11 protein-coding genes are annotated in these 14,263 nt (G+C 62.7%); 4 read left to right on the top strand and 7 right to left on the bottom strand.

Annotation, left to right across the window (positions count from 1 at the left end; genetic code table 11):
* Nucleotides 1-20: 20 nt before the first annotated feature.
* A complete protein-coding gene (gene tet / locus WS95_RS15025; protein WP_063890167.1) occupies nt 21-1,217 on the bottom strand; it encodes a Tet(A)/Tet(B)/Tet(C) family tetracycline efflux MFS transporter in 1,197 nt (398 codons plus the stop codon).
* A gap of 62 nt (nt 1,218-1,279) precedes the next feature.
* Between tet and tetR the strand changes: the two genes are divergently transcribed.
* Nucleotides 1,280-1,912, top strand: a complete 633-nt coding sequence (tetR, locus tag WS95_RS15020; RefSeq protein ID WP_059824478.1) for a tetracycline resistance transcriptional repressor TetR — start codon at nt 1,280-1,282, stop codon at nt 1,910-1,912.
* Between the two features lie 5 nt (nt 1,913-1,917).
* Here the strand turns inward: tetR and miaA are convergent, their stop codons facing one another.
* Both miaA and mutL read right to left on the bottom strand, forming a co-directional pair.
* Nucleotides 1,918-2,892, bottom strand: a complete 975-nt coding sequence (gene miaA / locus WS95_RS15015) for a tRNA (adenosine(37)-N6)-dimethylallyltransferase MiaA (protein ID WP_059824476.1) — start codon at nt 2,890-2,892, stop codon at nt 1,918-1,920.
* The gene (mutL, locus tag WS95_RS15010) at nt 2,889-4,883 is read right to left on the bottom strand and encodes a DNA mismatch repair endonuclease MutL (RefSeq protein ID WP_059824474.1); all 1,995 of its coding nucleotides are present in this window, start codon (nt 4,881-4,883) and stop codon (nt 2,889-2,891) included. The genes miaA and mutL overlap by 4 nt, the downstream gene beginning before the upstream one ends.
* 183 nt (nt 4,884-5,066) lie before the next feature.
* Between mutL and WS95_RS15005 the strand changes: the two genes are divergently transcribed.
* Complete coding sequence (locus tag WS95_RS15005) at nt 5,067-5,750, top strand: DedA family protein (RefSeq protein WP_034206490.1); 684 nt, start codon at nt 5,067-5,069, stop codon at nt 5,748-5,750.
* Nucleotides 5,751-5,831: 81 nt separating this feature from the next.
* Here the strand turns inward: WS95_RS15005 and WS95_RS15000 are convergent, their stop codons facing one another.
* The 4 genes from WS95_RS15000 to WS95_RS33415 all read right to left on the bottom strand — a co-directional run bounded on the left by WS95_RS15000 (nt 5,832) and on the right by WS95_RS33415 (nt 11,515).
* Entirely contained in the window at nt 5,832-6,644 is an 813-nt protein-coding gene (locus WS95_RS15000; RefSeq protein ID WP_059824472.1) for a mechanosensitive ion channel family protein, read from the bottom strand.
* Nucleotides 6,645-6,828: 184 nt separating this feature from the next.
* Nucleotides 6,829-8,253, bottom strand: a complete 1,425-nt coding sequence (locus WS95_RS14995; protein ID WP_059824469.1) for a mannose-1-phosphate guanylyltransferase/mannose-6-phosphate isomerase — start codon at nt 8,251-8,253, stop codon at nt 6,829-6,831.
* Nucleotides 8,254-8,338: 85 nt separating this feature from the next.
* The gene (locus WS95_RS33420; RefSeq protein WP_082746923.1) at nt 8,339-10,393 is read right to left on the bottom strand and encodes a capsular polysaccharide export protein, LipB/KpsS family; all 2,055 of its coding nucleotides are present in this window, start codon (nt 10,391-10,393) and stop codon (nt 8,339-8,341) included.
* Nucleotides 10,394-11,515 (bottom strand): glycosyltransferase family 4 protein, encoded by a 1,122-nt coding sequence (locus WS95_RS33415; RefSeq protein ID WP_082746929.1) that lies wholly within the window; start codon nt 11,513-11,515, stop codon nt 10,394-10,396.
* Between the two features lie 162 nt (nt 11,516-11,677).
* On the opposite strand from WS95_RS33415, the gene WS95_RS14985 reads away from it, so the two are divergent.
* The gene (locus tag WS95_RS14985; protein ID WP_059824466.1) at nt 11,678-12,850 is read left to right on the top strand and encodes a polysaccharide biosynthesis/export family protein; all 1,173 of its coding nucleotides are present in this window, start codon (nt 11,678-11,680) and stop codon (nt 12,848-12,850) included.
* A gap of 103 nt (nt 12,851-12,953) precedes the next feature.
* Nucleotides 12,954-14,261, top strand: a complete 1,308-nt coding sequence (locus tag WS95_RS14980) for a glycosyltransferase family 4 protein (RefSeq protein WP_059824464.1) — start codon at nt 12,954-12,956, stop codon at nt 14,259-14,261.
* Nucleotides 14,262-14,263: the final 2 nt, after the last annotated feature.

Genomic DNA, 14,263 nt, shown 5'->3' with positions numbered 1-14,263 from the left:
GCGCACGCCCACGTTCACGCTTACGCGGACGCCCGCGGTGCGTTCGCCGGCCGCGCGCCGGCCAGCAACGGCGGCACGAGCAGGTACAGCAGCGCGGCTGCAGCCCACACGAGCCCCGGCCAGGTCGCGCGCGTCGCCGCGTAGGTCGCGGTAACGACCAGCGGCCCCGCGACGCCGATCAGGCTCGCCACGCTCGCCAGCGTGCCCTGCAGTTCGCCCTGGCGCGCGTCGTCGACCTGCCGAGCGAGCATCGCCTGCAACGCCGGCAGCGTCATGCCGCCGGCCGCGAACAGCGGCAGCAGCGCAAACGGCACCCAGGCGGCGGTGGCGCACGCGATGACCGCCAGCCCGAGCGCGTCGCCTGCCAGGCCCAGTGCAAGCGCGCGCCGCTCGCCGAGCCGCGCGATCAACGGCCCGATCGCGAACGCCTGCGCGAGCGCGTGGCACGCGCCGTAACCGGCGAGCGACAGGCCGGCGACCGGCGTCGACCAGCCGAAATGTTCCTGGCCGTACAGAATCCACAGTGTCGCGGGCGCCTGCGACACGAGCGCCACGATCACGTAGATGCCGACCAGCGGCGCGAGCGCGGGCGCGCCGCTCAGCCGGCGCAGGCTCGCGAACGGGTTCAGCGCGCCGACCGTCCGGGCTTCCCGGCCTTCCCGGGCCGGCCGCGATTCCGGCAGCGCGCGCCACACGAGCACGAGGTTCAGCGCATTGAGCAACGCGGCCGCGACGAACGGCGCACGCAGGTGCAGCACGCCGAGCAGCCCGCCGATCAGCGGGCCGGCGATGAAGCCGATGCCCATCATCGCGCCGAGCTGGCCGAAGCGCCGGGCGCGATCCGGTTCGGCCGTCACGTCGGTCACGTACGCGGTCGCGACCGCGACGTTCGCGCCGGTGATGCCCGCGATCAGCCGCCCGACGTAAAGCCACGCGAGCGTCGGCGCGAGCGCCATCAGCAGATAATCGAGCGCGGCGCCCGCGAGCGACGCGAGCAGCACCGGGCGGCGGCCGAAACGGTCGCTCAGCGTGCCGAGCAGCGGCGCACACAGGAACTGCGCGAACGCGTACAGCGCGAGCAGGATTCCGTAGTGGGTGTCGGTGCTGCCCGCGCCGGCGAGCGAGCGCAGCAGCCCGGGGAGGATCGGCATCACGATCCCGACGCCGATCGCGTCGAGCAGGACCGTGGCCAGGATGGCAATCAGGGACGGGTTCAAGAGGATCACTCTATCGATGATAGAGTGCAGAGTATTCCACAGTTTCCCTATCGGTGATAGAGATGAAGGACACGGGGGCGCGGCTGACGCGCGACACGGTATTGCGCGCGGCGCTCGAATTGCTGAATGAGGTGGGGATCGACGGACTGTCGACGCGACGGCTTGCCGAGCGCCTTGGCGTGCAATCGCCGACGCTGTACTGGCATTTCAGGAACAAGGCCGAGCTGCTCGACGCAATGGCCGAGGCGATCATGCTCGAGCGTCACGGCGCGTCGCTGCCACGGCCAGGCGAGGTCTGGGATGCATGGCTCGCGGAGAATGCGCGCAGTTTTCGCCGAGCGCTGCTGGCCTATCGCGACGGCGCACGCCTGCATGCCGGCACGCAGCCGCGCGCCCTGCATTTCAGCTCGATCGAACGCAAGGTCGCGCTGCTCGGCGACGCGGGGTTCACGCCGGACGAAGCGGTCGACGTGATGGTTGCGATCGGCCGCTTCGTGGTCGGATGGGTGCTGGAAGAGCAGGCGGCGCCGGACGGCGACGCCGATGCGCCGCTGCCGGACGCGGCCGAGTACCCGCGGCTCGCGCAAGGCTGGGCCGCGCTGCGGGCGCGCAGCGGCGACGAAGCGTTCGAGCGCGGCATCGCGTGGATCGTCGACGGCGCCCGCGCGCGCCTGGCGGCGCGGCGGGCGGGCTGACCGCGTCAGTCCGGCGAGCGGCCGTCGAGGACGCGTTCGAGTGCGTCTAGCGCGCGGGCCGTCGAATCCGGCGCGATGCAGTCGACCACGATCCGCTCCGGCATCGCGCGCAGCCATGTGATCTGGCGCTTGCACAGCTGGCGTGTCGCGAAGATGCCCTTGTCGCGCATCGTCCGGTAGTCGGTGACGCCGTCGAGGAATTCCCACGCCTGCCGGTAGCCGACGCAGCGCATCGACGGCAGGTCGGGATGGAGATCGGCGCGGCGCCGCAGCCGTTCGACTTCGTCGATGAAGCCCGCGTCGAGCATCGCGTCGAAGCGCTGCGCGATCCGTGCGTGCAGCACCGCGCGATCCGACGGCTCGAGCGCGACCGGCACGAAGCGGTATGCGGCGGCCGCATCGTCCGTGCGGCGCGGCGCGGCGAGCAGCACCGACATCGGCTGCCCGCTCAGCATGAAGATTTCCAGCGCACGCTGGATCCGCTGCGAATCGTTCGGCGCGAGCCGCGCGGCCGTGTCGGGGTCGACCTGCGCGAGCCGTGCGTGCAGCGCGGGCCAGCCGTCGCGCGCGGCGTCGGCATCGAGTGCGGCGCGGATCTCCGCGTCGGCGCCCGGCAGGTCGTTGAGCCCTTGCGTCAGCGCCTTGTAGTACAGCATCGTGCCGCCCGCGAGCAACGGCGTGCGGCCGCGCGCGACGATCTCGCCGATCAGGCGCAGCGTGTCCGCGCGGAATTCCGCGGCCGAATACGCGTCGGCCGGGTCGATGATGTCGATCAGGTGATGCGGCACGCTCGCGCGCTCGTCGCGCGACGGCTTCGCGGTGCCGATATCCATGTCGCGGTAGACGAGCGCCGAATCGACGCTGACGATCTCGATCGGACGGCGCGCGGCGAGCGCCAGCGCCGCGGCCGTCTTGCCGGAAGCGGTGGGGCCGAGCAGGCAGGCGATCGTCGTCGGGCTGGACTGCGAGGAAGCGCTCATTGCCCGCGCATGAAGAGACGGTCGAGATCGTTCAGCGTGAGCTGATACCAGGTCGGCCGGCCGTGATTGCACTGGTCCGCGCGCTCGGTCGCCTCCATCTGGCGCAGCAGCGCGTTCATCTCGTCGAGCGTCAGGCGCCGGTTCGCGCGCACCGCGTGATGGCACGCGAGCGTGCCGAGCAGTTCGTGCTGGCGCTCGGTGAGCACGCGCGAGCCGCCGAACGCGTGCAGGTCGGCGAGCACCGCGCGCGCGAGCGACTGCAGGTCCGCATCCTTCAGCAGCGCCGGCACCGCGCGGATCGCGAGCGTCGTCGGCGACAGCACCGCGAGGTCGAAGCCGAGCGATTCGAGCGTGTCGCGCTCTTCCTCGACCGTGCCGATCTCGACCGGCGTGGCCGTCATCGAGATCGGCAGCAGCAGCGACTGCACGGCGACCGAGCGATCCGCGAGCGCGTTCTTGAACTGCTCGTACAGGATCCGCTCGTGCGCCGCGTGCATATCGACGATCACGAGACCGTACGCGTTCTGCGCGAGTACGTAGATCCCGTGGATCTGGCCGAGCGCGAAGCCGAGCGGCTGCTCGTCGTGCGTGACGGCGGCGAGCGGCGACGCGGCGAAGCCCGGCAGCGGCGCGGCCGGGGCGTCGGCGGCATCGCGCGCCACGAGCGTCGTGCCGTCCGGCGTGCCGGCACCGCTGTCCTTGCGGCCGAACAGCGCATCGTAGAGCGCGAGCGGTTGCGCGACGGGCAGCGTGCCCTGCGTCATCCGCGCCTGGCGCATCCACGTGTTGCCCGCCGACGACGAAGACGACGGCGCCGAGAAACCGCTGCCGCCGCTGCCGCCGGTCGCGGCGCTCGCGCCCTGGCCGAGCGGCGTATCGACGAACGATGCCGGCCCGCGCGGCGCGGGTTCGATATGCGCGGCATGGCCGCCCGCGGTGGTTTCCGGCGATGCGCCCGCATGGCGAGCAAGCGCACGCTGCACCGCGTGGAACACGTACTGGTGGATCGAGCGCGAATCGCGGAACCGCACTTCGATCTTCGACGGATGCACGTTCACGTCGACGGCTTCGGGCGGCAGGTCGAGGAACAGCACGTACGACGGGTAGCGGTCGCCGTGCAGCACGTCCTCGTAGGCCGCCCGCACCGCGTGCGTCAGCAGCTTGTCACGCACGAAGCGGCCGTTCACGAAGAAATACTGCTGGTCGGCGCGACCGCGGCTCGCGGTCGGCAGGCCGGCGCAGCCGTAGACGGCGAGCGGGCCCGCCTGCTCGTCGAGCGGCAGGTGCGCCGTCGCGAAGCTTTCGCCGAGAATCTTCGCGACGCGCTGCGCGGGCTCGGTCGCATTCCAGTGCTCGACGGCCTTGCCGTTGTGCAGCACCGAGATCGCGACGTCCGGCCGTGCGAGCGCCGCGCGGCGGATCATTTCCAGGCAGTGGCCGAATTCCGTCTGCTCGCTCTTCAGGAACTTGCGCCGCGCGGGCGTGTTGAAGTACAGCTCGCGCACCTCGATCGTCGTGCCGATCGAGCCGGCGGCGGGCGACAGCACGCCCGTCTGCGCATCGATCTTCGTCGCGTGCGCGGCATCGGCCGTCCGGCTCGTGATCGACATCTCGGCCACCGACGCGATCGACGCGAGCGCTTCGCCGCGAAAGCCCAGCGTCGCGACCGCCTCGAGCTCCTCGAGCGAGCGGATCTTGCTGGTCGCGTGGCGCATCAGCGCGAGCGCCAGTTCGTCGGGCGGAATCCCGCAGCCGTCGTCGGTGATCGAGATGCGCTTGACGCCGCCTTCTTCCAGCACGATGCGCAGCGTCGTCGCGCCGGCGTCCATCGCGTTCTCGAGCAGTTCCTTGACGACCGACGCCGGGCGTTCGACTACCTCGCCGGCGGCGATCTGGCTGATCAGCTGGTCGGGCAGGGGCTGGATCGCGCGCAGCGGGCGCGCGGCGGGGGCGGGCGCGGCGCCCGCGGCCGTTTCGGTGATATCGGACATGGCCGAATTATAGCGAGGCGGCGAACGCGTGCCGGGGCGGCCGGCCGTTACGTTTTTTCACGGAGCCTTAAGGTAGTTTCGGTATCATCGCTGGGTTGCACGCGCCGCCTTGGCTGGCGGGCGCCTCGGCCATCTCTGGCCTGTTCCGGCCGTTCCGGCCCTACCGCCTTCGAGGAATCGCATTTGGATACGCTGCTTCATTTCGTCAACCTTGTCCTGCATATCGACGCTTTCCTCGGCGATTTCATCCGGCAGTACGGCGCGTGGGTCTATCTCGTCCTGTTTCTGATCGTGTTCTGCGAGACGGGGCTCGTCGTGTTCCCGTTCCTGCCCGGCGATTCGCTGCTGTTCATCGGCGGCGCGTTCGCGGCGACGGGCGAAATGAACGTCGGCTTGCTGATCGTGCTGCTGCTCGTCGCGGCGATTTCCGGCAACACCGTGAACTACTTGATCGGCCGCTGGATCGGCCCGAAGGTGTTCAATACGCATATTCCGGTGCTCGAGCGGTTCCTCGATCGCGCCGCGCTGCAGAAGACCCATTCGTTCTACGACAAGCACGGCGGCAAGACGATCGTGCTCGCCCGCTTCATTCCGGTCGTGCGCACGTTCGCGCCGTTCGTCGCGGGCGCGTCGTCGATGAGCGTCGCGCGCTTCCAGTTGTTCAACGTGATCGGCGCGCTGGTGTGGGTGCTGCTGCTCGTGCTGCTCGGCTATTTCTTCGGCAACATCCCGTTCATCCGCCAGTATCTGAACGTGATCGTGCTGGTCGGGATCGGCGCGGCGATCGTGCCGGTCGCGCTCGGCGCGGTGTGGAAGCTCGTGCGCGGGCGGCGCTCGGATGGGGCGCCGAAGGCGGGCGGGCGCTGAGCGCGTTGCTTCTTTTCTGGAGCAGTCAAAAGCGTGGCGAGAGCCACGCTTTTTTTCGTTCGTGCGGTTCGGCTGCTTGCGTTACGTGTTGCGATGCGAGATCGGCGTTTCGGGCGTCGGATAGCCGGCGTCGCGGAACGTCTCGAGGATCACGCGGTTGGTGTCGCAGTACACCTGCCAGTAGTTCTCCGGCTGAGTCGACGGGCGCACGAACAGCAGCGGACCTTCCGGCGTGAACTGCAGCACGCCGACGTCCGGCGCCGGCACTTTCAGCACGTTCGGAATCAACTGGATCTGCGTCTTCAGACGGTTGATCGCATCGGCCGCGTCGACGCTGTTCGCGATCTTCGCGGTCAGGTCGACGCGGCGGTGCGGCGTCGCGCTGTAGTTCGCGATGTTGTCCGAGAAGATCTTGTTGTTGCCGACGATCGTCACGATGTTGTCGGCGGTGATGATCGTCGTGCCGAACAGGCCGAGCTCCTTCACGGTGCCGGTGACGCCGCCCGCGCTGATCACGTCGCCGATCTTGAACGGGCGCAGCACCTGCATGAACACGCCGGCGGCGAAATGCGCGAGCAGGCCGCCCCAGGCCGTGCCGATCGCGAGACCGAGGCCGGCGAGCAACGCGGCGAACGACGTGGTCTGTACGCCGAAGAGCTGCAGGATCGCGAGGATCAGCAGGATCGTCAGCAGCACGCCGACGACGGAGGTCAGGTAGTCGGTGAGCGTCGGGTCGACCTTGCCGCTGCGGCGGACGACCTTGCCGAGCAGGCGGGTACCGATGCGGATCGCCCAGCGGCCGACGAACCACAGGACGATCGCGGCGAGGAGGTTCAGGCCGAAGTCGAGGCCGCGGGTCATCAGGAATTGCTGGGCGGTGGCGAGATCGATCATGCGTTCTCCGAAGTCAAGGGTAAAAAGGCGGCGCATGCACCGGAATGAGTGGCGCTTTTATAACCCGAGCCGTGAGGGGTGGGCAACCGGGCTGACATTGGTTGACGTAATGAAAAACGGGCAGGACGCGGGTGCGTGCTGCCCGTTCGTGGCGCGGCCTGTCGTGCGCCGGGTGTCGAGTTGCTTACCGCGCTGCGCGGCCGTAGGTGTCCTCGAAGCGGACGATGTCGTCCTCGCCGAGATACGCGCCCGACTGGACTTCGATCAGCTCAAGCGGAATCTTGCCGGGGTTCGTCAGCCGGTGAGTTGCGCCGAGCGGGATGTAGGTCGACTGGTTCTCGGTCAGCATGATTTCCTTGTCGCCGTTCGTGACCATCGCCGTGCCCTTCACGACGATCCAGTGCTCGGCGCGATGGTGGTGCATCTGCAGGCTGAGCTGTGCGCCGGGGTTCACGATGATGCGCTTGACCTGGAAGCGGTCGCCCTGGTCGATGCCTTCGTACGAGCCCCACGGGCGGACGACGCGGCGGTGGGTGACCGATTCGTGGCGGCCCGACTCGTTCAGCCATTCGACGATTTTCTTGACGTCCTGCGCCTTGTCGCGATGCGCGACGAGGACGGCGTCGGCCGTTTCCACGATCACGATGTTGTCGAGGCCGAGGGCGGCGACCATCCGGTGTTCCGCGCGGATGTACGAGTTCTTTACCGAATCGGTGAAGACGTCACCGATGAGTGCATTGCCTTGGTCGTCGGCTTCCGCGATTTCCGCGAGTGCGCTCCACGAGCCGATGTCGTTCCAGCCGAGGTCGGCCGCCGCGACGACGGCGGCGCGCTCGGTCTTCTCCATCACCGCGTAGTCGATCGAGACATTCGGGCAGGCCGCGAACGCTTCGGCGTCGAGACGGAGGAAGTCGTTGTCGCGCTTGGCGGATTCGAACGCGAGTTCGGCCTGACGGGCGATTTCCGGTGCATGGCGATGCAGCTCCTCCATGTACGTGGACGCCTTCAGCATGAACATGCCGCTGTTCCAGTAGTAATTGCCGTCGCTGAGGAAGCGTTCGGCCGTCGGAGCGTCGGGTTTTTCGACGAATGCGTCGACCAGAAATGCCGCAATGCCGTCGGCGACGGGCACGCCGCGACGAATATAACCATACCCGGTATGTGGTTCGGCCGGTTTGATGCCGAAGGTGACGAGATGTCCCTGTTTGGCAATCGATGCCGATTCTGCGGCTGTCGCTACAAACGCAGCTTCATTCTGGATGACATGGTCGGACGGCAGCACCAGCAGCAATGCATCAGGATTGCTCTGTTGTGCCAGCAGAGCGGCGATTGCTATCGCTGGTGCAGTGTTGCGAGCGATTGGCTCCAGCACGATCGAGGATGGTACGACGCCGATCTGTCGAAGTTGTTCGGCGACCAAGAAACGTTGCTCATTGTTCGTGACGACGATCGGGTTAATAGCGTCCGGTATGTTGCGCAGACGTAGCGCCGTTTGCTGCACGAGCGTATTGTCACCCGTGAGTTTCAGGTACTGTTTGGGATAGCCGCCGCGTGACATCGGCCAGAGCCGAGTGCCGCTACCACCGCATAGGATGACCGGATAAATCATAGGATGCCTCGAGTTGAAATACCTCTGATATCAGTTTTCGACCGACATAGAGGAAAGGGTGAAATGCAATATTGCAGGAAGCCCTTTATGTCTGCCTGCGCCACCTCGATCGGGAATTGTTCGGGTGGTGGTGGCAGTGCCATAGCGCATGCCAAAGCACATTGCGGCTCCATCGTGCTGCTTTGACGAACAGGCGTTTGCGGTCCTTGCGGATTTCGCCAAGAGGGCGATTGGCCATCCGCGATAACCGCAGAACGACCGCCTCGGGGCTGGTGAATAGTGCAAGATCCCAGTCCCAATAGATTGGATACCGGAGCAATACACCGGCTGTCAGCATGTCGAGCGTTAGCGTTCGAGTTCTCCAGGGCTGGGGTAGCGCGTCGTGGGTTAGTCCCCAGCCGGCATAGAACGGCAGTCCGTAGGTGTAGACTTTTTTACGGCGCAACAGTGCTTCGAAGCCCGTCAATGAAGACAACGTATGGACTTCGTCTACTGCGTTGATGAGCGATACGAGGTCTGATCGGTCGTCGACGATGTCAGCGAGTTTCGCTCCATCGATGACACCGGGCCTATTTCCGGACATCACGTCAGGGTGCGGCTTATACACGATGAACGTGTCGGGATAGCGTGAGCGCACTTCCTTAAGCAAAGCCTCGGTCGTTGCGATACTTCCGGTTCCCAGCCTGATTGAAGCGTCATCCGCAACCTGGCCGGCAACCAATGCAATGCGTCGTCCAGACGGGGCGCGCCATGCAGGCGCGCGCCTGCCAAGATTGTATTTGGTCAGCCCGAATCGCACGATAGCGTGACGCAACGCTGCTGCGCGTTCAAGTTCCCGCTCGTCAAACTGCGCGGTATTGAGTATCGCGGTTAAGTCGCTTGGACGGGTGGCGTCGAAGTAGATTCCTTGAAAATCGACTACCTGACTATACGGCGCTGACATGTCCGAACCGAGACCCGCCGAATGCAGAAACCCGTCTTCTATACGAACCACGCGCGTGCCGGCGGGCAAGCCGTCTGCGGTGCGGCCACCCCAAACGGCTGCGGTCTCGTCAGAGCTAATGTCCCCGGTTTTTCCAACCCAACGCAAGTTGGAGCCGCCAGCAAGCAGGTAAGGAGCGACATATGAGCGTTTCCACCACTGAAAGCGCAATGCAGCGATCGCCTTCAAGTCAACGAAGCGACTGGCGACCGAGTGCTGCAGGGCGACACTATCCAGTGCCGCATCGAGCGAACCAGGCTGACCGGTAGTCGAATCGAGATAACGAGCAAGTTGTTGAAACACTACGTTGAAGAACATATTGAGCGTGGGGCGCGCTGTACGTTCGGGCATCGCTGCATAGTCTTGAGTGAGACCCCATCCCGCATAGTAAGGGGTTCCAAAGACGTGAGTTGGAATGCCTGCCAACAGAGCGGCCATTCCTTCCGAGGCTCCGACGACATACACCACATCTATTCGACCGAGCATTTCGTATAGTGAGTGGTCGACTTCAAGTAAGGTCGTATCCGGAGGCAGTGTCGTCTGGCTTGACAGCCACGTGCCGTGGCCGGAGTCTGACGACCTCAGTAGCCAGAATTGCGCATCAGGATGCGAGCGGCTTGCATTGGCCACCATTTCAATGAATGCCGCTCTTCGAGAGGCACGCGGCGTACAGTAGTCAATGTGCGTAGTTGCGCGCTCGTCCAGCAAAACGACTCGTGAGGTGGCGCATAGGTCGTGCCATTGTTTCGGCAATGGCGTGTCGCGATGACGGATATGGAGAGCATCCGTTGCGAGAACGCGGGCGATTGCATCCTCTATATGCTCTTGTGACATGGCATCGGAGGAACGCAAAAGTTGCGACTCCAGTGCGGCAACGAGTCCGCCACGGGAGAGGCAATCATCAGGACACGCGAACCACGAAAGCGGAGGTGCATGTTGCTTGCGGTGTCCGAGTATCGGCCCCGGATAGGTCGCCTGCACGGCGGCTCCGACGGCGAGTGCCGAACGAGCCGCTATGCGACCCAGCAACGTGTCTACCCACATCAGCGGTGACCTACCGGTCATCCATCCGATTAGTCGTCTGCCGCGAACTATCGAACGCGCATCAAATTCGCGGTCGGCCATCGACGTGGAGTAGGAGTGTGATGGGGGCATCATTTAACGTAACGAATCGAGAAAGCTATCAACTTGCTCGAAATGTTCGCTCCATGTCGGCGTGCGGAAGCGGGCAATTTTTTGAATCCGATGGCGACGCTCGGGGCTGTCATGTTCCATATAGGCCCGGATATTTGCATACCAGGCGGGTCCATCGAGCGGGTCAAGATACGTGGGGAAATCCGACGCAATTTCGTGGAACACCGGCAGGTCACTCGCGATTACCGGTACACCAAGGCCCAACGCTTCCACAAGCGGCATGCCGTAACCTTCGACGAAAGAAGGGAACAACAAGGCGCGTGCGTGCTGCAGCCACGCGCTGAGTTGTATATCGCTGCAATCCGATTCTTCGATGACCACTCGACGCAACGGCTCGCAGCGTTCAAGCATATCTATAACGTTTTCGCACTCCCAGCCACGCCGACCGATAATGACAAGCTTGGGCGCGTCGTTACCCATCTGTTCAACAAGGCGTCGCCAGACATGAAGAATGAGCCAGTGGTTCTTGCGAGGTTCGATCGTGCCCAACATAACGAAATACGGCTCATCGATGGGGGCAGGAGATGACGGGCACTCGACAGTGCCCGGCGCGAGGCGCGCAACGACAGTTGGTGGAGGTCTTGTTATACCCGCTTTTACTGCCTCTGTTAAAAGACTCTCCAAGGTGGCATTGGAGTTCGCGATCAGTCCAGCAGCACGTCGCAGCGCAGTATCGATTCTATGACGATGTAATGCATCGACGCCAGGGCGACAAAATTCGGCGTGAGTGACAGGAATCAAATCATGAATCAAGAAGACTGGGCGAATATTTCGACGCGCCAGAGCGTCATAGTAACGGCCATGCTCCATCCCATTGTGACTGGTATGTAGCAATATACCGCCGTTCGTTGCCTGTCTCGAGACGCTCTGCACGCATGCTCGCGCCACAATCTTGCGTATTGCCCAGCGGTCGATTCTTGAAGAAAGGAGTAGGTCGAAGGTCGCGCGGGTGTCCACGGCGGACAAGATGGAACAGAAGCCTCGCTCACTTAGCACCGCACGCGCGTTTGTCCCGTATCGCTGGATGTAAGCAAGTCCTACGCGATCGACCCCGGTGGGGTGCAGGCCATCGTACAACCGCGTCATCAGGCGGGAGACGTCAAGGAAGATATTCAACACTGCTGTTACATTTGTGTGCTAGTCAATCGAGACGCGTTCGCACTTCGAGCGTGGTTTTTTTGCTTCTACGCTTCATTCTAATGGACTACGTGAGACAATTTGCGTCGAACTCAATCACGTGTGTCAAAAATGCTGCATTTGTTTCGAGGTATCGGTGGGCGATTGCTCTGCTGTGGCGTCGTATGGCTTGCAGGCTGTTCTGCAATTCCGACGTCGGGCCCAAGTAGAGCTCAGATCGATGGTGCAGGGCAGGCCCGGAATAACGCTTCCGGCATTCAGATCGTCGATGTTACGGATGAAGTCGCACGCCAGCTGTATGCAGATCGCAAGCAAACTGACTTTTTTTCGACGCTTGGTGGAGGGTCGGAATTCCAGCAGCAACTCGGGACTGGCGATACCATTTCCGTGTCGATTTGGGAGGCGCCGCCCGCGGCTTTGTTTGGTGCGGGCCAGCAGCTTGAGTCGGCTAGCGGCGTGAATGGCGCGCGTGTTACGGTCCTGCCGGATCAAATGATCGACGGTGATGGCAATATAAATGTGCCCTTTATCGGCGCGGTCAAGGCCGCCGGTAGTACGTCTTCGCAATTGCAGGAGCGTATCGCCGCACGGCTGCGCGGCATGGCTCACAACCCGCAAGTTCTTGTCAAGTTGTCCAAGAATGTGACGTCGTATGTGACCATCGTCGGCGATGTCGCCGCCAGCAACAGGATGCAACTGACCGCGCGTGGTGAGCGCCTACTTGACGCGCTGGCGACCGCAGGCGGCGTGCGCGAGTCGATCAATAAAGTGACGATACAGGTTACGCGGGGTAACACAGTCGTTTCGCAGCCACTGGAAGCGATCATCCGGGATCCTCGCCAAAATGTCGTGTTGCGAGCCGGCGATGTCGTGACGGCGTTATATCAGCCATACAGCTTTACGGCGCTTGGGGCTACCGGCAAGAACCAAGAAATTAACTTCGAAGCGCAGGGGATCACACTGGCGCAAGCGTTGGCAAGGGCCGGCGGATTGGAGGATTCGCGTTCGGATGCACAGGGCGTGTTTATTTTCCGACTGGAAGATCAGAATGCGATTACATGGCCCAATTCACCTGTCCGAACTACGGTCGACGGCAAGGTTCCAGTTATTTATCGAGTGAATTTGCGCGATCCAAATGCCTTTTTCGTCGCCCAGAGTTTCATGATGGATAATAAGGACCTGCTCTATGTTTCGAACGCACCTGTTACTGAAATTCAAAAGGTGCTGAATCTTGTGTTTTCGGTCGCCTATCCGGTCGTGACCGGCGTCCAGAATTTCAAATAGTTGTATACGTCCATCGCACTGGATGTCGGCCGTCACTATTGTGCGGTCGAGCGGCTCATGCGCTGGCCATCTGATCAAGAAATCTATGTTGTGACCCGTTTCAATGAATAAAGTGGTTGCTATCGACGGACACAATCTTGCGCTTCAACGCGGAACGGGCGTTGCCACCTATGCGCGCAATCTCGCGAATCACGTGAGTCAGATGGGGGGGCGTACCCAGACACTGTATGGCGCCCCCATTTCGCCGAAGCTGCTTCCGTTGCTGCGCGAGATTTCATTCTTCGACTATCTTGGCGGAACGACACCGAATCGCAAGCTGCTCCAGACTGCCGTGTCTTACGTAAAGTCGACACTGTCGGCTCCGTTCGGCTACGAGGCCAGCCCCATACCAGTCTCGGGGAAGGTGGAAACTGCCCGTTTTGCGGAGCGGTTACCGAGAGAGTCCGATATCTGGAATGTGACAGATCTCTTTTCTGTCGCGCGTGCACATTTCCGGCGTTATGGAAAGTTCCTCACGATTCGTCTTCCACAAAAGCCGGACGTGATGCATTGGACCTACCCACTTCCTATTCGTATAGAGGGTGTACCTAACGTCTACACAATTCACGACCTCGTACCGCTGCGATTGCCGTATACCACTCTCGACAATAAGCGCTATTACTATCGATTGATCAAATCTTGTCTCGAAACGAGCGCTCACATCTGTACGGTATCGGAGCGTTCCAAGATGGATATTATTGAATTGTTCGGTACGTCGCCGCAACACGTCAGCAATACCTATCAGGCGGTTGACACAAGTGACGTGGCCGCTGGCAAGAGCCTGTATGATGCGGAGCTTGAGGTCGAGGGAATTTTTGGACTGGAGCCTCGGAGTTATTTTTTGTTCTTCGGTGCAATTGAGCCGAAGAAGAATGTTGGGCGCCTGGTCGAGGCATTTCTCTCTGCGCGATTGAACACGCAGTTGGTCATTGTCGGTTCGCTCGCATGGAAGGCGGACGAGGAAATGAAGCTCATTAACGCGATGCTGAAGCAGCGGCCCGACCTGAGGCGCCGAATTCATGTGTTCGACTACACGCCGCGCTCATTCCTGATCAGCCTTATTCGCGCGGCCAAGGCTGTGGTGTTCCCGTCGCTATACGAGGGATTTGGCCTACCAATCCTCGAGGCAATGCAGCTTGGTACCCCTACGCTATGTTCGACGGGCGGTTCGCTGCCGGAAATCGCTGGAGATGCTAGCGTAATTGTCGATCCGTACGACGTGAACTCGATTGCTCATGGCTTGCGTCAACTCGAACAGGACGCTGAGTTGCGAGCTCAGCTTGCGGTACGTGGAGTCGCACGTGCTCAAATGTTCGATTCAGCGACTTATACCGATCGCCTGCAGGCAATGTATAACCGCATAATGCCTTGATG

Origin of the sequence: Burkholderia sp. MSMB1826 (genome assembly GCF_001526325.1) — a bacterium.
Lineage (GTDB): Bacteria > Pseudomonadota > Gammaproteobacteria > Burkholderiales > Burkholderiaceae > Burkholderia.
The sequence above is the reverse complement of the archived record's forward strand: the minus strand, read 5'-3'. Positions and strand labels throughout refer to the sequence as shown.

Coding starts and splice junctions, on each gene's coding strand:
- tetR (WP_059824478.1), top strand. CDS start 1,280: ATGAAGGACACGGGGGCGCGGCTGACGCGCGACACGGTATTGCGCGCG.
- miaA (WP_059824476.1), bottom strand. CDS start 2,892: ATGAGCGCTTCCTCGCAGTCCAGCCCGACGACGATCGCCTGCCTGCTC.
- mutL (WP_059824474.1), bottom strand. CDS start 4,883: ATGTCCGATATCACCGAAACGGCCGCGGGCGCCGCGCCCGCCCCCGCC.
- WS95_RS15000 (WP_059824472.1), bottom strand. CDS start 6,644: ATGATCGATCTCGCCACCGCCCAGCAATTCCTGATGACCCGCGGCCTC.
- WS95_RS14995 (WP_059824469.1), bottom strand. CDS start 8,253: ATGATTTATCCGGTCATCCTATGCGGTGGTAGCGGCACTCGGCTCTGG.
- WS95_RS33420 (WP_082746923.1), bottom strand. CDS start 10,393: ATGATGCCCCCATCACACTCCTACTCCACGTCGATGGCCGACCGCGAA.
- WS95_RS33415 (WP_082746929.1), bottom strand. CDS start 11,515: ATGACGCGGTTGTACGATGGCCTGCACCCCACCGGGGTCGATCGCGTA.
- WS95_RS14985 (WP_059824466.1), top strand. CDS start 11,678: ATGCTGCATTTGTTTCGAGGTATCGGTGGGCGATTGCTCTGCTGTGGC.
- WS95_RS14980 (WP_059824464.1), top strand. CDS start 12,954: ATGAATAAAGTGGTTGCTATCGACGGACACAATCTTGCGCTTCAACGC.